The 20,018-nt window shown below is 42.1% G+C and carries 17 protein-coding genes and 1 pseudogene; 9 read left to right on the top strand and 9 right to left on the bottom strand.

Going from position 1 to position 20,018, the window contains the following annotated elements; all coding sequences use genetic code 11:
• Positions 1-61 precede the first annotated feature (61 nt).
• Genes JCM14108_RS04320 through JCM14108_RS04310 form a run of 3 tightly spaced genes read left to right on the top strand, consistent with a single transcriptional unit; the run spans position 62 to position 5,152 of the window.
• Entirely contained in the window at positions 62-2,032 is a 1,971-nt protein-coding gene (locus JCM14108_RS04320) for a sugar MFS transporter (protein WP_051996013.1), read from the top strand.
• Positions 2,033-2,052: 20 nt separating this feature from the next.
• Positions 2,053-4,287: an alpha-galactosidase gene (locus JCM14108_RS04315; RefSeq protein WP_051996008.1), complete on the top strand. Its 2,235-nt coding sequence runs from the start codon at positions 2,053-2,055 to the stop codon at positions 4,285-4,287.
• Between the two features lie 43 nt (positions 4,288-4,330).
• Complete coding sequence (locus JCM14108_RS04310; protein ID WP_035178637.1) at positions 4,331-5,152, top strand: AraC family transcriptional regulator; 822 nt, start codon at positions 4,331-4,333, stop codon at positions 5,150-5,152.
• 234 nt (positions 5,153-5,386) lie between these two features.
• On the opposite strand, the gene JCM14108_RS04305 is transcribed toward JCM14108_RS04310, so the two are convergent.
• A complete protein-coding gene (locus tag JCM14108_RS04305; RefSeq protein ID WP_035178636.1) occupies positions 5,387-5,878 on the bottom strand; it encodes a GNAT family N-acetyltransferase in 492 nt (163 codons plus the stop codon).
• Between the two features lie 97 nt (positions 5,879-5,975).
• Between JCM14108_RS04305 and JCM14108_RS04300 the strand changes: the two genes are divergently transcribed.
• Complete coding sequence (locus JCM14108_RS04300; RefSeq protein WP_035178634.1) at positions 5,976-7,451, top strand: MFS transporter; 1,476 nt, start codon at positions 5,976-5,978, stop codon at positions 7,449-7,451.
• 131 nt (positions 7,452-7,582) lie between these two features.
• Positions 7,583-9,631: a KUP/HAK/KT family potassium transporter gene (locus JCM14108_RS04295; protein WP_035178632.1), complete on the top strand. Its 2,049-nt coding sequence runs from the start codon at positions 7,583-7,585 to the stop codon at positions 9,629-9,631.
• A 163-nt stretch (positions 9,632-9,794) separates the two neighbouring features.
• Here the strand turns inward: JCM14108_RS04295 and JCM14108_RS15095 are convergent.
• The 3 genes and pseudogenes from JCM14108_RS15095 to JCM14108_RS15785 all read right to left on the bottom strand — a co-directional run bounded on the left by JCM14108_RS15095 (position 9,795) and on the right by JCM14108_RS15785 (position 11,567).
• Positions 9,795-10,121 (bottom strand): annotated as a pseudogene (locus JCM14108_RS15095) (hypothetical protein).
• Between the two features lie 71 nt (positions 10,122-10,192).
• Positions 10,193-11,152 carry a D-2-hydroxyacid dehydrogenase gene (locus tag JCM14108_RS04290; RefSeq protein WP_035178630.1) on the bottom strand — a complete coding sequence of 320 codons (960 nt, stop codon included), beginning with the start codon at positions 11,150-11,152 and terminating at the stop codon, positions 10,193-10,195.
• A gap of 289 nt (positions 11,153-11,441) precedes the next feature.
• Positions 11,442-11,567, bottom strand: coding sequence for a universal stress protein (locus JCM14108_RS15785; protein ID WP_268872147.1), 126 nt, complete (start codon positions 11,565-11,567; stop codon positions 11,442-11,444).
• A gap of 50 nt (positions 11,568-11,617) precedes the next feature.
• Here JCM14108_RS15785 and JCM14108_RS04285 point away from each other — a divergent pair, with 50 nt between their 5' ends.
• Genes JCM14108_RS04285 through JCM14108_RS04275 form a run of 3 tightly spaced genes read left to right on the top strand, consistent with a single transcriptional unit; the run spans position 11,618 to position 13,472 of the window.
• Positions 11,618-12,076 carry an NUDIX hydrolase gene (locus JCM14108_RS04285; RefSeq protein ID WP_035178629.1) on the top strand — a complete coding sequence of 153 codons (459 nt, stop codon included), beginning with the start codon at positions 11,618-11,620 and terminating at the stop codon, positions 12,074-12,076.
• An 11-nt stretch (positions 12,077-12,087) separates the two neighbouring features.
• Positions 12,088-13,032: a phosphoglycerate dehydrogenase gene (locus tag JCM14108_RS04280; RefSeq protein WP_035178628.1), complete on the top strand. Its 945-nt coding sequence runs from the start codon at positions 12,088-12,090 to the stop codon at positions 13,030-13,032.
• A gap of 35 nt (positions 13,033-13,067) precedes the next feature.
• A complete protein-coding gene (locus tag JCM14108_RS04275; RefSeq protein ID WP_051996007.1) occupies positions 13,068-13,472 on the top strand; it encodes a GNAT family N-acetyltransferase in 405 nt (134 codons plus the stop codon).
• Between the two features lie 211 nt (positions 13,473-13,683).
• Here the strand turns inward: JCM14108_RS04275 and JCM14108_RS04270 are convergent, their stop codons facing one another.
• The 3 genes from JCM14108_RS04270 to JCM14108_RS04265 are packed head-to-tail and all read right to left on the bottom strand — an operon-like array spanning position 13,684 to position 17,057.
• Complete coding sequence (locus JCM14108_RS04270) at positions 13,684-16,167, bottom strand: FtsX-like permease family protein (protein ID WP_237745707.1); 2,484 nt, start codon at positions 16,165-16,167, stop codon at positions 13,684-13,686.
• Positions 16,164-16,346 carry a hypothetical protein gene (locus tag JCM14108_RS15090; RefSeq protein ID WP_237745706.1) on the bottom strand — a complete coding sequence of 61 codons (183 nt, stop codon included), beginning with the start codon at positions 16,344-16,346 and terminating at the stop codon, positions 16,164-16,166. The genes JCM14108_RS04270 and JCM14108_RS15090 overlap by 4 nt, the downstream gene beginning before the upstream one ends.
• A gap of 9 nt (positions 16,347-16,355) precedes the next feature.
• Positions 16,356-17,057 (bottom strand): ABC transporter ATP-binding protein, encoded by a 702-nt coding sequence (locus JCM14108_RS04265; protein WP_035178627.1) that lies wholly within the window; start codon positions 17,055-17,057, stop codon positions 16,356-16,358.
• A gap of 245 nt (positions 17,058-17,302) precedes the next feature.
• Here JCM14108_RS04265 and JCM14108_RS04260 point away from each other — a divergent pair, with 245 nt between their 5' ends.
• The gene (locus JCM14108_RS04260) at positions 17,303-17,914 is read left to right on the top strand and encodes a TetR/AcrR family transcriptional regulator (protein ID WP_035178625.1); all 612 of its coding nucleotides are present in this window, start codon (positions 17,303-17,305) and stop codon (positions 17,912-17,914) included.
• A 72-nt stretch (positions 17,915-17,986) separates the two neighbouring features.
• Here JCM14108_RS04260 and JCM14108_RS04255 read toward each other — a convergent pair whose 3' ends face one another.
• A complete protein-coding gene (locus JCM14108_RS04255) occupies positions 17,987-19,375 on the bottom strand; it encodes an MFS transporter (protein WP_051996006.1) in 1,389 nt (462 codons plus the stop codon).
• 46 nt (positions 19,376-19,421) lie between these two features.
• On the bottom strand, positions 19,422-20,012 hold the full coding sequence (locus tag JCM14108_RS04250) for an isochorismatase family protein (protein ID WP_035178622.1): 591 nt from the start codon (positions 20,010-20,012) through the stop codon (positions 19,422-19,424).
• Positions 20,013-20,018: the final 6 nt, after the last annotated feature.

Here is a 20,018-nt window from a genome sequence, read left to right as displayed (position 1 = left end):
GATTAGTGGAAATGGAAAAAGAACCGGTTGGCAGCCGGGAATGATGCTGGAGGAAACCAATATGGAAAAAAGTGTTGCAGTAAAGCCTGCTTCGGGTAAAACAGCAGTTTCGAGAATTTCATATGCATTTGGTGCATTTGGAAATGATATGTTTTACGGGGCGCTATCAACATATTTTATTATGTTTATCACGACCCATTTATTTAATACCGGCAACAAGGCTCAAAACAATCAAATGATTGTCTATATTACGATGATTATTACGGTATTAAGAATTGTTGAATTGTTTATTGACCCATTTATCGGTAATTTGATTGATCGAACCAAAACCAGATTTGGGCAATTTAAACCGTGGGTTGTTGTTGGGGGAACGATTACTTCAATCATTCTACTGGTTCTATTTACGAATTTAGGCGGTATTAACCGAACAAATCCGATTTTATATTTAACTATTTTTGCTATTTTATATATTACAATGGATATCTTTTATTCTTTTAAAGACGTTGCTTTTTGGTCAATGATTCCCGCCTTGTCGTTAAGTTCTCATGAACGGGAACGGACTGCTTCTTCTGCACGTATTGGCTCAACATTGGGCGGTGGCCTGGTTGGGGTGATTGTCATGCCGCTGGTTTTATTCTTTTCATTAAATAAAGCAGGCGGTACCGGTGATGCCCGCGGTTGGTTCAGCTTTGCGTTAATGGTCGCAATTGTTGGAATTGTGACAGCACTGGCCGTTGGTTTTGGAACGCATGAAGTGCAGTCTGATATTCGAAAAAACAAAGAAAATACGGTTGGCTTTAAGCAGATTATCGGCGCATTGACAAAAAATGATCAGTTGATGTGGATTGCACTAACCTATGGTATTTATGCGATTGGAATCAACATTTTAAATTCATTGGTGCTTTATTACTTTACGTTTATTATGGGGGCATCAACCAAATTTTCGATTTTTCAAATGTTAAATATCGTTGTTAGCTTGATTTCGGTATCCATTTTTCCAAAGTTGGTTGATAAGTTCAACCGACGGAATGTCTTTGCAGTATGTATTGCATTAATGCTTAGCGGTATTCTGCTGTTCACCTTTGCTGGAAAATCCTTCTTGTTGGTCTTAATAGCCGCTGAATTGTTCCAGGTCCCGCAAGCTGTGATTTTTCTGGTTGTTCTAATGATTATTTCGGATTCTGTAGAATACGGCCAATGGAAGCTTGGCCATCGGGATGAATCGCTGACATTATCGGTGCGGCCATTGCTTGATAAATTAGGTGGGGCCGTTTCAAACGGGGTTGTTGGGCAAATCGCCGTATTAGCGGGAATGACAACCGGCGCCACTGCCGCTTCGATTACTGGCCATGGGGTTTTTGTTTTTAAATTAATGATGTTTGCTGTTCCGGCAGTGTTTTTACTGATTGCATTGACAATCTTTTGGAAAAAATCGACATTAACTGAAAAGCGGCATGCGGAAATTGTCAATGAATTGGAGAAAACGTGGGGAAAAGAAGTCTTAGTTGACGAAGCAGTTAAAGCGGATGCGACTTCGATTCAGATTACCTCGCCGGTTGCTGGGAGTTTGATTTCCTTAAAGGATGTTTCCGATCAGACATTTGCATCTGGTCAGGCAGGAAACGGGTTCGCTGTTAAGCCCAGTGATGGTCGAATATTGGCACCCTTTGATGCGACCGTCGCCCAAGTTTTTTCAACCCGGCATGCTGTTGGCTTAGTTGGTGATAACGGTGTGGCCCTGTTAATTCATATTGGAATTGGCACGGTGGCGATGCGGGGAACCGGTTTTACTTCAGTTCTGGAAAAAGGCCAGCGGGTTAAAAAAGGCACTGAATTAATTGAATTTTGGCAACCGGCAATTCAAAAAGCCGGACTGGACGATACGGTAATCGTAACGGTGACAAACTCAGATCAGTTTAAAGATTTTAAACTGATTGAACCGATTGGCAAAACCGTAACCGCGAATAACCAGGCAGTCATGCAAATCACTGCCGGCAATCAGGATGCGAAACCAACTAATGATGAGAAGTAGTTAAAATGGAGGAATTGACAATGACAAAAGCTAATAATCACTCACGCAAGGTAAGTGATCCTTTAATAACCTTTGATCAGGAAAACCGGGTCTTTCACTTACACAATCAGTATATTTCTTATCTGTTGGCCATTGATGAGGGTGGGATTATGAGCCACCTTTACTTTGGTCGGGCGGTTAGACATTATCATGGTCAGCGGCAAAGTCCCAGACTTGACCGCGGGTTTTCCGGGAACCTCCCCGGGACAACTGATCGGACTTACTCCCTGGATTCGTTATTGCGAGAATACAGTGGGCAGGGGGATGGTGACTTTCGAACGCCGGCCTTAATTGTTCGACAGGCGGACGGATCCCGATCGGTTTTCCTGACGTACCAATCTTATCAAATCATTGCCGGAAAGCCACGCCTTAAGGGCCTGCCGGCAGCTTATGTTAAGGACGATGAAGAAGCCCAGACGTTGATCATAACGCTTGTTGATCAACTGACATCCTTGGAAGTGGCGTTAACCTATACGATTTATCGGGATCGAAAAGTGATTGCCCGCTCCGTAAAAATAAAAAATGCTGGCCAGACAACGGTTCATTTAGAAAAAGCAGCGTCTTTGCAAATTGATTTTCATAATCGAACGTTGGATGTTATTTCACTACCCGGCGCTCATGTCAATGAACGCCATGAACAACGTGAAAAGGTTGGCTTTGGTTCAAAGGTGTTTTCAAGCTCTCGAGGAACTACCAGCCATCAGATGAACTCGTTTATTGCTTTGTGTGAGCCCAAGACGGATGAATTTCATGGTGAGGTGTACGGCTTTAATTTTGTTTATTCCGGAAATCACAAGGAATCAGTTGAAAGAGATCAATTTAAGCAAACCCGGCTGACGGTAGGGATCAATGACGATCAATTTGACTGGCAGTTGGGGCCAGATGAAAGTTTCCAAACGCCTGAAGTTTTGTTAGCGTACTCTGACCACGGCTTAAATGATTTGAGTCAGACTTATCATCATTTATTAAGGGAACGGGTTAGCCGCGGTAAAAACCAATTCCGTCAGCGGCCGATTGTGATTAATAATTGGGAAGCTACTTTCTTTGATTTCAATGAATTAAAATTAAAAAAGATTGTAGATGAGGCTAAAAACGTTGGCATTGAAATGTTTGTCTTAGATGATGGCTGGTTTGGCCATCGTGACAACGATGATTCATCTTTGGGAGACTGGCGGGTCTTTAAGAAGAAGTTTCCTCATGGCCTGAAAAAATTTTCTGATTATGTTCATCAACAGGGGATGAAAATGGGAATTTGGTTTGAACCGGAAATGATTTCTTATGATTCTGACTTATATCGCCAGCATCCGGACTATATGCTAAGGGTACCTGATAGAGAACCAACCCCTTCTCGTGATCAATATGTGTTGGATATGGGGCGCCAGGCGGTTCGCGACAATCTCTTTAATCAGATGAAACAGGTTTTAAAGGATGCGGATATCGACTATGTAAAATGGGACATGAACCGCCATATTACTGATGTATACTCATCGGTTTTGCCGCCACAGCAACAGGGCGAAACCCTCCATCGATATGTTTTGGGGCTTTATGAGTTATTGGAACGATTAACCAGTGAATTTCCGGACATTCTCTGGGAAGGCTGTTCTGGTGGCGGTGGCAGAATTGATGCCGGTATGATGTACTATATGCCACAATCCTGGACAAGTGATAATACGGATGCAATTGCCCGGTTAACAATTCAATATGGGACTTCTTTGGCTTACCCGATTTCGTCAATGACTGCCCATGTTTCTGAATCACCCAACCAGCAAACCGGCCGGGCAACACCGCTTCAAACCCGAGCTGATGTTGCTATGAGTGGGGTCTTCGGTTATGAGCTTGATCTAACTAAAATGTCGGCTGCTGAAAAAGCAGCAATTGCCAAACAGGTCGCTACCTACAAGGCAATTCGACCAATTATTCAATTTGGCGATTTCATTCGGCTGATCAATCCAAGTCAGGGGAATCGGTGCGCATGGCTGTTTGTGACGGCAGATAAAAGTGAGGCGGTTGTCTTTTCGTTTCAAGTCTTATCATCAGCGCAACCCGCCTTTAATGTGTTAAAATTAGCAGGATTAAACGGTAATTGGGATTATCAAAACATTGCTACCGGAAAAGTTATTGGTGGTGATGAACTAATGAATACCGGTTTTTACGAAACAATTGATAAATTTGACTTTAGTTCACATATGTATCATTTCAAAGCCGTCAGTGACTAACAGTCAACAAGGTATTTCAGAAATTATAAAGGGGAAAACGGACATGGAAAACGCGCACGCAATTTCTTTAAAATTATATTCAGACCAACCATTGTCGCTTTCCTGTGCGGGAATTTCCCAGACATTTCCCAAACATCAATACGGTCCTGCTGTTCGAAGTTACTTTGTGGTGCATTACATTCTCAAGGGTAAGGGCACTTTCTTAGTGGATGGTGTGACATATTCACTGCACGCCGGTCAGGGATTTTTAATTACGCCGAATGTGCAAACCTTTTATATTGCGGACGAAAAGGACCCCTGGAAATATCTTTGGTTGGGCTTTGGCGGCCAAAATGCGCCACAGGTGATTTCTTCAGCGGGATTAACTCAGGAAGAGCCGGTCTTTGAGGCCGCAAAATTCAGTCGGTTGCTTTATCAGTATACTGAAAATATTATTGACCATGCTAAAGATAACGTCGTTGATAATATGGCAAGAATCGGTAATTTGTACCAATTCTTTAGCTGTGTAGCAGCTTCAAATAAAGAAACGCTGCCAACGCTGATTTTGAATCCTTACGTTAATAAGGCAGTTGCTTATATTCAGGCACACATTGCCGAAACGTTAACGGTTGAAGCGCTGGCTGACTTGGTTGGATTGGATCGAAGTTATTTTACTGCCAAGTTTAAGGAAGTCACTGGGATGTCGCCGGCAAAGTATATTCAAAATTTTCGGCTGACTATGGCTCGGCATTACTTAGAGTCTTCTGCCTTGTCGGTTGAAGAGATTGCTGAAAAATGTGGTTATCAACGGCCGGAATCGTTGACAAAAGTATTCAAAAAGCACTATGGCACATCACTGGTGTCATTTCGAAAGCAAGCCACGTAAGCAAGAAGTGTTTAAGTAGTTTTTTGACTAGTGGGTGATTCAAAACTAATCGAAAAACTGATTATAAAACCGCTCAAACGAGTATTTAAGATACTTGTCTGGGCGGTTTTTGGGATGAAAATAATCAAATACTTGAGAATTTGGCCGGCTCGTTTTAGTAACTATTATTTTTACATATTTTCAAGAATGGATGTCGTTAATATATGAGGGCAAGAACAAGTTGCACCATAATTTTTATAAATCCAGCACCATATTATACCAAACTTCATCTGCATGATCGGAATCAGCTATTCCCTCGTTTTTGTAGCCGTGGTCCTCGTAGAAAGGAATCAATTTCTTTAAGCATGTCAGGCTAATGGCAGTCCGCCCCTGGTTCTTAGCCACCTTGGCCAGTTTATCCAACAATTGGCCGGCAATGCCGTGATGCTGATAGGCGGGATCAACAACCAAACTAAGGACGGTTTGATAACTTTCGTTTGGATTGTTTGGCGTCGCTTTTTCATATAATTCGTCGGTTAAATAGCGTTGATTAAAGGAAGGGCCTACAATGTAGCCGACAATTTGGCCTTGATCATTTTTGGCAACGATGAATGTATCCGGGTACAGCCGGATTCGGTCTTTCATAGCTTTGGTAGTAGCAGCCTCAGCGTCTGAAAAGCCGGTATGTTCAATCCGCATGATGTCGGATAGTGCTTGTGGTTGGGCGTGATCGAAAGTGATCTTCATTTTAAATCTCCTGTCTATTTGATTGTTTGTTTTCATTTTAGCGGATGATGGTAAAATTTTCTATGTAAAGTATTTTGAGAGAAGGGATGCGGATTTTATGAATCACGAAACAAATCAAGTCGGTGAAAGCCCGATTCGAAACAAGCGGTGGTTGATTATGACCGCCGTTTTTATCGCGACTTTTATGACGTCGGTGGAAGTCACCATCGTCACAACCGCGCTGCCGTCAATTATCAGTGAATTACACGGTTTAGCTTTTCAAAGTTGGATTATGAGTGCGTATTTATTGACGACGGCAATTACAACACCGATTTATGGTAAATTGGCTGATATGATGGGACGCCGGAATATTTTTCAGTGGGGCGTCATAGTCTTTACATTGGGATCACTGTTGAGTGGCTTGTCACCGTCAATTTTACTGCTGATTATATCACGGGCGCTTCAGGGAATCGGTGCCGGCGCGGTGATGCCACTAACGTTTACGATTATCGCGGATAACTTTAGTTTTAAGGAACGGGCTAATGTGCTGGCTTTCAATAACACGGCTTGGGGGCTTTCGGCATTGGTTGGCCCGTTGATCGGTGGCTTTCTGGTTGATCGATTATCCTGGCACTGGGTTTTCTTTGTCAATGTGCCGCTGGGAATTGGCGTCATGCTGCTGGTTTGGTTCGGCTATCATGAGAAAGTGCGTTTACGAAAGCAATTGACAATTGATTGGTGGGGGATTGTTTGGCTGGCAGTTTGTTTAGTGGGATTGTTATTGGCCATTCAGGTTCTGGACAGGCAACCGTTCTTGGCCGTTGGTCTTTTGCTGATTGCCGTCATCAGCTTGTGGCTGCTGGTTAGACAGGAACGCCGGTTTGAAAATCCGCTGTTGTCGCCAAAAATGTTTCATTCGGCCACGTTCAGCATTCAAATTATTACGGCCACAGTTTTAAGCGGGGTCTTAATCGGTTATCAGGTTTACTTTCCGATTTGGCTTCAATCATTATATCGGGTTTCAGCAACCACAGCCGGTCTGGTAGTTACTTCGAGTTCAATTATGTGGCTGATTGCGTCATTTCTGGTCGGCACGTTGATTGCTAAATATGTGCCCAAATGGATCGCCATTGTCCTGATTGTCGTCATGTTATTGGGATACGTTGAGCTGGTCTTTGCCGGTAGTTCGTTTCCGGTTTGGGCATTCTACGTGATTGCCATGATTAACGGAACTGGCATGGGAATTGTCATTAGTATGAATACGGTGCTCAGTCAGCACTTGGTACCGGCTGGGATGGTTGGCTCGGCGACCTCCATTTTGACGCTGGGGCGTTCACTGGGCCAAACGGTTATGGCTGGCGTTTACGGTGCAATTTTAAACTTGGTGATTCGGCTTAACCTGCATGGTGGCATTTCCTTTTCACAGGTTAATAATGTTATTAGTTCCGCGCATTCTCAGTCAGTTGCCAATTCTGCGTTGGTAGATCCAATTGTCTTAACGGCTTTACATGCGGTTTTTACCTGTGTCGTGGTGATATTGGTAATTGTTTTGTTGATTAATTGGTTGGACCCAAATAAAAAGGTGATCAATTAAAGCCGAGCCGCTGCTGAATTATCGGATTAAAACTTAATTATGACAATTTGATGAATGGGGTTGCCTTATTGGTTGATTTGGCATAATATGCTTCATATTAAATCCTGAGGGATTGCTTGGAGGCTCTGACAATGAATAAGCAACTGGAACATATTTCACTCGCCGGGATGTTGGTTACTTTAGGCATTGTTTATGGCGATATCGGCACATCACCATTATATGTAATGAACGCTTTAATTGGTGATGCCGGTAGAATGGGCAACATTTCACCGAATTACGTCATTGGCTCAATTTCATTGATTTTTTGGACGTTGATGATTATCACGACTTTGAAATATGTTGTGATTGCCATGCAAGCCGATAACAACCATGAAGGCGGCATTTTTGCGTTGTACGCGTTGGTTCGGAAAAATGCCAAGTGGTTGATTTTTCCGGCGTTAATTGGTGGCGCGGCGATCCTTGCTGATGGCACCTTAACGCCTGCCGTAACGGTGACCTCGGCGATTGAAGGTCTAAAAAATCAGCAAATCGGCCCGATAACATTTGGTAATTCTCAGCATGATGTTTTATTGATAACCACGGCTGTTTTACTGATTTTATTTGTGATTCAGCGATTTGGTACCGGCGCAATTGGTAAATCTTTTGGGCCGGTGATGGTTTTGTGGTTCGGTTTCCTGGCCGTTTTTGGTGTCATCAACTTGTTGGACTATCCGGTTATCTTGAAGGCGTTATCGCCGTACTATGCGATTGAAATTTTATTCAGCCCCGCGAACAAAGTGGGCATCTTTATTCTCGGCAGTATTTTCCTGGCAACGACCGGGGCCGAAGCCTTATATTCAGATATGGGACATGTCGGTAAGAAAAATGTTTACGCCACTTGGCCATTGGTATACGGTGCCTTGTTTTTAAATTATTTGGGGCAGGGGGCCTGGGTGATTAATCACGCCAATGATGCTGCTTATCGGAATTTATCCGATTTGAACCCGTTTTATGAGATGCTGCCGGGGCACTGGCGATTATTTGGCATTATCGTAGCGACGTTGGCTGCTATTATTGCTTCGCAAGCGTTGATTACCGGGTCTTACACGCTGGTTGACGAGGCAATTGGTTTGAAGTTTTTGCCAAGGTTAATTGTTAAGCATCCCAGCAACGTCAAAAATCAGATATATATATCAAATGTTAATTGGATTTTGTGTATTGTAACGTTGAGTGTTGTCTGGTATTTTGAAAGTTCACAAAAAATGGAGGCAGCTTATGGCTTGGCAATTACCATAACGATGCTGATGACGACCATTTTGCTTTATGAATTTTTGAAAAGTCGAGTTCACCAAGGCTTGGCGCTGGCAACAGCGTTGTTTTTTGGCATGATTGAAGCAGTTTTTCTGATTGCTAGTCTGGTTAAGTTTGTCCATGGCGGCTATGTGACGCTGGCCATCATGCTGGCAATTCTATATGTTATGTGGGTTTGGTATTTCGGCAATAAACGCCGTGAACATTATGAACGGGAAAGCGAGTATGTGTCGCTTATGGATTATCGGGATCAGCTCCAGGAATTGAGCAAGGATGAAACAGTGCCGATGTTTACGACGAATCTGGTTTACATGACCAAAATTAAAGGTGATTACCAGATTAAGCGAAGTACCATGTATTCCATTTTGGATCAGGAACCTAAACGAGCCAAAGTTTATTGGTTCGTGACCGTTAATGAAACCAACGTGCCATATGAAAGCAACTATACGGTTAACATGTTGGGGACTAATAACATCGTTAACATTCAGCTGTATTTGGGCTTTCGTAAGTCGCAGTCCGTCAGTGTCTATCTCCACCAGATTGTGGACCACTTAGTTGACCAGGGCGTTTTGGAGCCGCAGGTGCCGAAGTATTCAACTCAGCGACACCGTAAAGTCGGTGACTTTAAGTTTGTGATTATCAATGAACAGCCTGCCGATTTAGTTGCCAATGATCAATTAAGCGCCTTGGATAAACGATTGATTGGCGGTCGAATCTACCTGCAAAACATTACCGCATCACCAACTTCCTGGTATGGGTTGGAGTTTAGCAATGTGGTGGAGGAAAGCTCGCCATTGTTTATTGTCCAAGAAAAGGACCAATATTTGGTTCAGCGAAAGATATATCATTATGTTGCGGATGATGAAGAGAAACGACACTCATTAAATTGAAAAATAATTTAAGGGTAATCTTACTGACAATTTCTGGTAATTATTTTAAGCGGATCGATCAGTTATTTCACTTGAAAAAGTTTGAACGAAAAATTAGCTAATAAAAAACACTGACTGGAGATAAACCTCGAGTCAGTATTTTTGGCTTAATTTTAGTTAATGATTATTCGTTAACAGCATCCGGTACGCCGGCAACCGTCTTGAAAACGTCGGCCAAAGAAGTGTGCATGTCAGCAAACTTCTTGTGGAGAATAAATTAACGGAATTGCTCAATTGAAAGCTTTTCAGCATCTTTAAACGGCATTGGGCTGACTCCGATATTGCCTGTCGTGTTAATGCCAGTTGTCAGGGTGATGATGAGCCCTTGCTTGCTGTCCAAACGAACCGTGTAATATTCATAATAAGATGAATTTTCGTAATTGCCGGTTAATTCTTCATGTTTTGCGAATTAATCAGTAATAAAGTTCTTGAAATCTTCTTTTGAGTTCAGTGCTGCTTTTCAATCAGTTGGGTTTGTCATAATATAGTGCTTCCTTACTCAAATAAAATCGGCTTTTTAAGTTAATTGACAACGTTAGCCGGGTGCCCGGACAGGAAGGCCTTTAAGTTTTCGATGGTCATTTTTAACAGGTCGGTTCTGGTTTCAAAAGCGGCCCAGGCAATGTGTGGTGTCAAATAACAATTGGGCGCGTTTAAAAGTGGACTGGTATTGGGGATGGGTTCTTTTGCGGCAACATCGACAGCAGCTGCCCGAATCTTGCCGCTTTTTAAAGCATTGGCCAGATCGGCTTCATTAACCAGCTTACCGCGGGCAGTATTTAATAAAATAACACCGGGTTTCATTTCGTTGATTGTTTCTTTTCGAATCAAATTGGTTGTTTCGGGGGTCAGTCGGACGTGAAGGCTGATAATATCGGCCGTTTTCAGTAGCGTTGTTAAACTAACCTGCTGAATTGTTTTTGGCGAGTGTGCAGTTGGCCGATGATTATAGAAAATAACGTTCATTGAAAAAGCCCGAGCAATTTCAGCAACTCTTTGGGCTATTCGGCCGTAACCAATTAGGCCCAGTGTTTTACCCTTCAACGCAATTAAGGGCTTTTGCCAAAAAGTGAAATCGGGACTGGCTGCCCATCGCCCTTCGTGGACCAATTGATTATGGCGGCCAACTTGGTTGGCGATTTCCAAAAGCAAAGCAAAGGTGGCTTGGGCAACGGCATCAGTTGCGTAAACGGGAATGTTGGTTACTGGAATATTTCTTTTTGCCGCGGCTTGTGTGTCAACCACGTCGTAGCCGTCTCCCATCACGCCAATGTACTTAAGATTGGGCGCCTGTTGAATAATTTCGGCCGTTAATGGAGTTTTATGAGTAATCACGATTTCGGCATTTTCAATCCGGTTTAAGATTTCTTGAGAATCGTCAACTGGTGTCCGGGCATACAGGTGGCATTCACCTAATGCTTTTAAGGGCTGCCAATTCAGATCGTTGTTCAATGCATAGCCATCTAACAAAACAATTTTCATTAACGCTATCCTCTCTTTCAAGATACTGTGGTTGTGATGTAAGGAATACGTTCATTGTGAACCAGTATTGCTGATACGGCAACAGAATTCTTTTAATTATTGATCGATAAAATGATTCAAGCCTATATATCTGAAAACAAGTTGTTTGTTACTCAGGTGAGGTATTAAAATTTGATATAGAAGAATAGCTTTGTTTTTGCGTATTAACAAAAAAGTTATGCACTTAACGTAGGAAACATTAAACGCATAACTTTTATTTTTAGTATTTTAATTTTGGTAATTAAAAAAATTAATCGTTAACCACTAGAACTTGGACATTGGCATTTCGAACGACATAGGCTGTAGTAGACCCCATAATAAACCGATCAACGGCGCCACAGCAACAGCCTTGTGAATTAATTTTACTAACTTTCACCAAAAATGTATCATATCTTTAACAACTAAAATAAGAGAGGGGTCGTAACGATGGCGAAAGGTTATGTTGCCAAGATCCGGTCACTGGTTGGGCATACACCGATCATTATGAACACTGCTGGTGGGATTTTGTTAAATAGTAACGGACAGGTCTTATTAAATTTGCGAACCGATACGCATAATTGGAGCTTGCCAGGCGGTTATTTGGAATATGGTGAAACTTACGCGCAGGCATGCGTTCGAGAATACAAAGAAGATAGCGGGATTGATGTTGAGATTGTGAACCTGTTAAAAATCTTTGATCAGGGTGAGACCCGTTATCCTAATGGGGATATCGCGCAAACGATTACTGCACTTTATCATGTAAGACAAATTGGCGGTCAGCCATTGCAGGCTAAAACTGATGAGACGGTTCGAGTAGCCTATTTTGATTTTGATGACTTACCACCACTGCTGAATCAGCAAACCGCCGACATGTTGGCATATGCGAACCAAAAATTAACGAAATAAGGAGATTTGAAATGAGTAAAAAAGTAATTGTTCCCAAAACCTTATCGCAGGCGGGAAAGGACTATTTAACCGATCGGGGAATTGAATTAATTGAAGTTGATGGGCATTCAACCAGCAGTTTGCTTGCACACGGACGAGATGCGGATGGCATGATTATTTTTCTTAATCATATTGGCGAAGCGGTCCTCTCCCAGCTGCCAAAGCTGAAGATAATTGCCCGTCATGGGGTTGGTTATGATAACGTTGACTTGGCTGCAAGTGCCAAGCATGGTGTGTGGGTGACCAATACGCCGAATGCAAACGCGGCAACCGTTGCCGAGACAACCTTAGCTGAAATCTTTGATCTTTCCAAGAACTTGACTAAAATTTCAATGGAGATGCGTGAGGGAAACAGCACCTATTCGCAATCCCATCTGGGCTTTGATTTAGCTGGGAAAACGTTGGGGATTATTGGTTACGGTCACATTGGTCAACAGGTTGCCAAAAAGGCCAGTGCTTTGGACATGGAAATTCTGATTTATAATCGTTCGCAAAAGCAGTCACCCTACGGTAAATTTGTTGATTTAACAACCCTGCTGAAAACGGCTGACGTGGTAACCCTGCATTTGGCTGCTAATCCGCAAACCCGCCATATTATTGGTGACGAGCAGTTGGCAATGATGAAGCCGTCAAGTGTACTGGTTAATTTGAGTCGTGGCAGCTTGGTTGATACCGATGCCTTAATTGCGGCACTGACCAGCCACCGACTTGCCGGTGTCGCGTTGGACGTCTTTGAGGAGGAGCCGCTGCCAATGACTAGCAAACTGTTTCAATTTGACAATGTGTTATTAACGCCGCATATTGGCTCCAGCACTGTCGAAAGCTTTTCTCGTATGGCGGTTGATGCCGCTAGTGAGGTGGTCCGAGTGCTGGACGGTGAGAATCCGAAATGGCCGGTAAATCAGCCAAGGGACTAAAATTATTTTGGATAAGTTGATTGGAAGTGGGCCGAATGGAGAATGTCCAATATTTTGAATTTAAGAATCAGGAACGGATGACACTGCTACCGTTATTGTTAGTCGGTGATGAAGATAAAGAAAAAGTAATGGGTTATCTTAACTTAGGAAAAATTTTTGTTGCCAAAATTCAGTCTAAAATTGTTGCGGCACTCTTGATGATTTTTGATGATAAAGGGAATGCAGAAATAAAAAACATATCCGTATTGCCAAAATACCAAGGCAACGGAATTGGTACACAGTTAATTTCGTTTGTTGTAAGTAAATCTCCTAAAAGTCTTGAACAGTTAATTGTGGGGACTGGGGATGCTGATATCCAAAATATATATTTTTATTTAAAAAATGGTTTCAGATTTTACGGTATCAGGAAAAATTTTTCAAAGAATACGCGCGTCCAATAGTTTCAAATGGCATTACGTTGCAGGACATGGTTGTATTTAACCGGATTATTAATTCCTGAAAGATTAAAGCTCGGATATCGTTGTTAAATTCTTATTTATTGGCGAATTAAAATAGATCCAACAAACCGCGAACTGCCTGTCAGAATTGATTATCCTGACAGGCAGTTCGCGCTGGTTCTGGGAATAGAAATTGAATACTTAATTAGGTGGTTTAATCAACCGATTTCAAAGCACCCAGCATATCCACTCGGTTGATCTTATAAGCCATAATTGCCATGACGATAATTGAGAAGATCAGTGTCATAACCCCTGAGGTGGTGAAATTAGTCCACAGAAGTGTCAGATCAGCCATCGCGGTTTCCGGCGGCAGTGTTTGCATGATGTAATTATGCAGCCAGGCACCGCCAATGAAGCCGAGTAGGACACCTGCCAAACTTAAAATGAAGGTTTCCCGATAAACATACATCACAACTTCCATTGGATAAAAGCCAAGCACCTTAATAGTAGATAATTCACGAATTCGTTCGGAAACGTTGATGTTGGTCAACGTAAACAGCACAACGAAGGCCAGCATTGATGCGGCGACAATGATAATTAATACCAAATGGTTGAGACCTGACAGGATATTATTAATCGTTGCTTTGGCGTCATCAGACTGAATAGCCGTTATTGATGCATCTTGACGGGTCAACTCGCGGGACACCCGATCAATATTTTTGGCTGACCGATCCTTTAGCATTAGCATTTTGGCATTGTAGTTGACACTGTGGCCAAAGACTTTGTGGTAGTAAGCTGGGCTCATATAAAGCGAGTGACCGGCATACATTTCAGTAATCCCGGAGACGCTAACCCGATGCTTGTCACCATTGGCATTTTTAACCATTAAGTAATCACCGACTTTTATATGACTTAGTGTCGCAAGTTTCTGGGTGATCACAACACCGTTATCAGTCAACCGCAATGTTTTTTTCGTACTTGGATTTCTGAGTGTTACAAATTGATTGAAATTAGTTGTCGATTTAGGCACGATCATTGAAATGTTTTGATTATGATCAATCCTCTTAGGCCGAGAGGTAACGGACTCGTAGTAAACTGTTGTGTCGTGTTTAACACCGGCCAAGTCATCGACCGTTTTTAGGTAGTCAGCCTTTTTATTTTGAGCTGCATCCGGATTATAGACACCAATAACATCGTAGTGAATAATGTCTTTATATTGCGTGTCAACAATGCCGTTTAGCGAATCCCGAATACCAAAACCGGTGATCAGCAGTGCTGTACATCCCAGTACACCAAGAATGGTCATAAACATCCGCTCTTTGTAACGGGCAAGGTTTCGAATGGTTACCTTGTAGTTAAAGGAAAGGTGATTCCAAATAAACGGCATTCTTTCCAATAGCACTTTTGAACCCGACTTTGGCGGTTTGGGCAGCATTAAGACCGCTGGTTGATCCTTCAACATTAAGAAGGCCGACCAGACTGCCGGCGCGATCGTGCATAGTAATGAAATGATAATTGAAAGACTGATCCAAAAGCCGGATGGTGGTGTTTGAAAGTTGGGGATGACGAAGTTTGCGGCGTAGGCAGCGAAGATCCTCCTTGGGAGCAGGCCGGTTCCAAGCCAGGCTCCCAGTGCCGATCCTAAAAGACCGGAAGCTGTTCCATAAATCAGGAAAATCTTCAGTGTATCGAATTTCGAATAGCCCAATGCTCGTAAAGTACCGATTTCCTGTCGTTTTTCCTCGGCCATTCGAGACATAGTTGTCAAACTAACCAGAATTGCAACGGCAAAGAAAATGATTGGGAAAGTATTGGATAAGACATCGATTCGTTTGGCGTCTTCACCAAATTGATTGTAACCTTCGTTATAATCGTTTCGACTTTGAATCTGATAGGTAATAGCCGGCAGATTGGTTAGTGTTTGCCGCTGGGTGGTAAGTTTGCTTTGGGCTTTCTGGAGTTTAGCCTGGTTGGCGGCAACCTGTTTTTGAGCTGCCTTTAGCTGTGAACGCTGAACTGCCTGAGCCGACGCGGCTTTTAGCTGGTTTTTGGTTTGGCTGAGTTTCTGCTTTTGCTGATTAAGCCTGGTTTGAGCGGTATCCAGTTTGGCCAATCCGGCTGCTTTTATCTGGGCGTGTCGTTTTTTGGCCCGGTCATTTAAACGCTTTTCCGTATTATCAACGTTTTTTTGAACCTGATTTTCATACGCTGATGAGTAGCTGTTACCGTGAACGTTGTCATAACTGATGCGGGCAACGGTTGGCTGTTTGCTTGAGAAGGCGCGTCTATTAACAATCCCAAAAGTAGCTAATTGACCGGTTCCGGCTGAAGTAACTCCCAGATTTTCCTTTTTTAAATAATCGCTGGAGGTCACAAAGCCGACAACTTTGTAAGTCGTATTTTTCAGGCCTGAAATATTGGCCTTTCCTTTGTTATTGACCAGCTGAATTGTTTGGCCGATTTTATAATTACTTTTTTCACGATTGCTAAGGGCAACTTCATTAGACTCCTTTGGTAAACGGCCAGAAACAACTTTATTGGTAGACAGCTTGGTTGTGTTCGACGATAAGCGGATGCTCTTGTCAGTTCCCTTAATAACCGCGTCTTTTCTGGTCCCAAATTCAATTGTTTTAATATGCGGCAGCTTGCGCATATAATTTTGATCGGCTTTGGTAATACCGGTGTTGCTGGTGATCATGCATCGGCCATTTTATGCGCGGTATAATAATTGTTCCCGGTTGTCCGCATATCCGGACCGGTAACCTTTAAACCGATTAAAACGAAAACACCAAGCGCAAGCAACATAGTAATTGAGATAAAGCGGGCAAAGGAAAACCGGAACTCTCTAAAAATATTTTTCCGTAAGGCTTTTTTCAATTTGCTCACCTACCATTCAATCTGTTCGACTGGTGTTGGCTTGGAATTCAAAATATCTTGTTTGACTTTGCCATCCCCAATTTCAATAACGTGATCGGCCATGGATTTGATCATGCCGTTATGCGTAACAATAATCACGTTTTTCTTGGTCTGTCGGCTAAAATTCTGAAGCAGCGTCAAGATACTTTTACCGGTTTGATAGTCTAAAGCGCCAGTTGGTTCATCACATAATAATAATTCGGGATTCTTGGCAATCGCCCGTGCAATGGCCACCCGTTGTTGTTCACCGCCTGATAATTGTGCTGGGAAATTAGCCATCCGTTGCTTTAAGCCAACATCTGCCATCACTTTTTTGACGTCTAAAGCATCAGGGGAAATTTGCGATGCCAGTTCAACATTTTCCAGTGCCGTCAGATTGGGGATTAGATTATAAAATTGAAAAACAAATCCGATCGATCGACGGCGAAAAGTTGTCATTTTTCGGGAGGAATAGTTGGCAATATCTTTGCCGTTAATAATAACCTGCCCTTTGGTAGGGGAATCCATGCCGCCTAAAATATTGAGTAATGTTGACTTTCCAGCCCCTGAGGCGCCAACAATTACCGTTAGTTCACCCTTGCTGATTGTGAAGTTGACGTTATCATTAGCGCGAACTTCCTGCTCGCCACTCCCGTAAATTTTTGATTCATTACGTACTTCAATGTATGCCATAAAATCCTCCCCTTTTTAAATCAACACGTTGTTGCTTATAAAAAGAATACTTGGTTGCTTAGGGAAAGACAACCAGCAAAAAATTAAAAAGTGTTGGTTTAAAACTCGTTATTCACGGCTTTTAACTGGCCTATCATATTTTAATATAAAATAGATTTTGCTAAAAAAGATTTAAAATCGACATAATGTTGATTTTAAATTTAAAAAACGATATGATAAGCAAAACAGTTAGGAAGTGTCAATTAATGACGGTTCATCAAAAAGTCGCTCAGACTGAAGAAAAAATTCGTAGGGCGTTTATTTATTTAGTGGAAACAAAAGGGGTTGACCACATTACGGTTAGTGATATTACGAAATATGCCAAAATTAACCGAAGTACTTTTTACGCACACTATCAGGATAAGTTTGCCATGGTCGATCACTTTGAAAATCAAATTTTAAATGATATTCGAAAAATAATGAAAGCTAATTTGGCTGATACCATGCAGTATCAAAATGTTGCGGTTGGTAAACCACAAACATATCCGGTCGTTGACAAAATAATTCAGTATATTAATCGCAATTTTGATATGATTCGAGCCTTGCTTGGTCCAAAGGGAGATGGTCAGCTGGAAGAACGGGTCAAATTGCTGTTAACAAAAATTATTGATGCAGATTTATTTAGATTGAAAGGCCGGACCGGAATGACCACGAAAATTCCGGATAATTTTGCCCATGAAATCATTGTGTCGGGATTAATGAGTATCATCAAAGTTTGGCTGGCGGAAGGGAATCCTGAAAGCCCCGCGATAATTTCCGATATTATTATGAAAACCAGGTATATGAGCCCGTTTGATTTGTTGGGCATTAACGAGTGAAGCTTTTAATTACCGATAATTTTAGAAAAATTTGCAAAAAATATTTTTCTGTTGAGCAGGCTTTTAATGCCGCTAAGCCTTTGACCTTTTTCGTGCCTGTTTGAGAGACTGATCGAAAATCGTAATCACTGCAACAATTAAACTAACGATAATCATTAAAAAGGCAATTAAATGCAGTCCTGAGGTAGTAGCCTCTGAACGAAAGCCAATATTAATGAGTGAAGAAGACATAATGGAACCGATATAGCCAAATGTTCGTAATAATCCCGAGGCAGTCCCCATTATTTTAACGGGTACCTGAAGATACAATGCCAACTGGCTGCCTTGTGACATAGCTCCCAAGACAATGCCAAAACCAGTGGTAACAATAATGATAAATAAAAGTGGTGTTTGGGCATAAAAGAAAAGCAATCCGACTGATCCTACCAATGATGCCAATGTCGCAACCATCAGTGGCAGCCGGACTAGGTTTCGCGATGCAATCGGGGGAATGGTGATAGCTGAAACCACACTCATGGGTAATAAAAGTAGTCCGGTGACTTCAGCTGAGGAAGCATGAGTTGCTTCCAACCACTGACTAACACCGTACATGATGGTGTAAACACAAATGCTTAATAAAAGGATTCGAATCAGTGTTAAGACAACATCTTGGTGATGCCATAAAAATTTGACATCAAAAAATAGCACCTTGGCATGGCGTTCCCAAATGATTAAACTAACGATGCAAAACATCATGATCACGAATATTGGTAAATTAAAAGTAGGCAGATTAAATAGCCATACGAGCAATGTGATAACGGTAGCCGCAAATAACCCAATTCCCGGCAGGTCAAGTTGTTTTAGTAGTTGACTATTATTAAAATCAGCTGTTTTCATGTCAGCCGGCAGCCAGGCGAGGGTGGTTGTTAAAATGATGACTGCAATCAAGATATTAATGTAGAAGATTGACGGCCAATCAAACAAGCCAACCAAGACACCTCCTAAAGGTAAGCCCAAAGCCGACGTTGCCATGGATGCAATTTGGAGATTGCCAAGAACATTGCCGGGAATGGTTTTATTCTCAAGGTGGTTTGCCCGTCGGCTTATTATTAGCATTGCGGATGGATAGCCGCTCGAAGTTCCAAGGCCGATAAAGATTCTGGCAATCAGTAAACTGATAAAAGTATGGATTGTGCCACCAATAAGGCCACCACAGGCAGCAAAACCACTTCCTATAATTAGAATTTTCCGGGGGCCGAAAATCTCAGCCAGTTTACCAAAAGTTGGTTGGGCAACCGCACTTACCAGATAAAGAATACTAACCAGTAGGGTTGCTGTTCCTGCCGAAATCTTCAAGGATTCCGAGATTTTGGGCAGAGCGGTTGCAATCATTGAACTATTTAACGGGTTTAAGGAAGCTGCCAACATCAAGGGCATCAGGAAATGCCAATTAAACGGCTTCTGTTTTTTTGTGATCTTCACAATAACGCTCCTTTAAAATTAAAGTGTCTTGAATAGATTTTAACTGCTAATCGGCTATTTTGATTTCTGTCAAAATCCGATTTTTTGAAGCTACCAGCGCAATTTTGGGTATCATCTTTTTAAAAAAGATGTCATGTAATTGTTTGTCCCGGTCTGTACAGGCATCTTCAATAACAATAACCTTGTAGCCATATTGAAAAGCATCTAGAGCGGTTGCGTAAACACCGTTGCTGGTCACAACACCTGTTAGAATAACGGTGTCAATTCCTCTTCGACGAAGCTGCAGGTCCAAGTCGGTACCAAAAAAGGCGCCTGGATTGTGTTTGGTTACTTTAATAACATTTTGAGGCGTATCGTCATCAGCAATTGTCATCATTAAATCCGAGTAGTCAGCCGGGAAATTCGGGGCTTCATTTTGGCGACCTTTAAACGGATGAAGATAGCCAATGGTAGCAGGATTAACATTAACCAATGAAATTAAGGCATCCGTGTTTTTTAACGCAGATGCAATTTCGTTTGATGCTGCTAAAACTTTTTGATTATTATGTGGTTGGAATTGCCCTTCTAGTAAGATGCCACGTTGCAAATCAATTGTTACCAATGCGGTCTTACTTAACGTCAAGTGATTTAATAGCATTACACG

The sequence above is a fragment of the Lentilactobacillus farraginis DSM 18382 = JCM 14108 genome (assembly GCF_000583655.1).
Taxonomy (GTDB): Bacteria; Bacillota; Bacilli; order Lactobacillales; family Lactobacillaceae; genus Lentilactobacillus; species Lentilactobacillus farraginis.
This window is presented reverse-complemented; position numbering and strand designations above follow the sequence as displayed.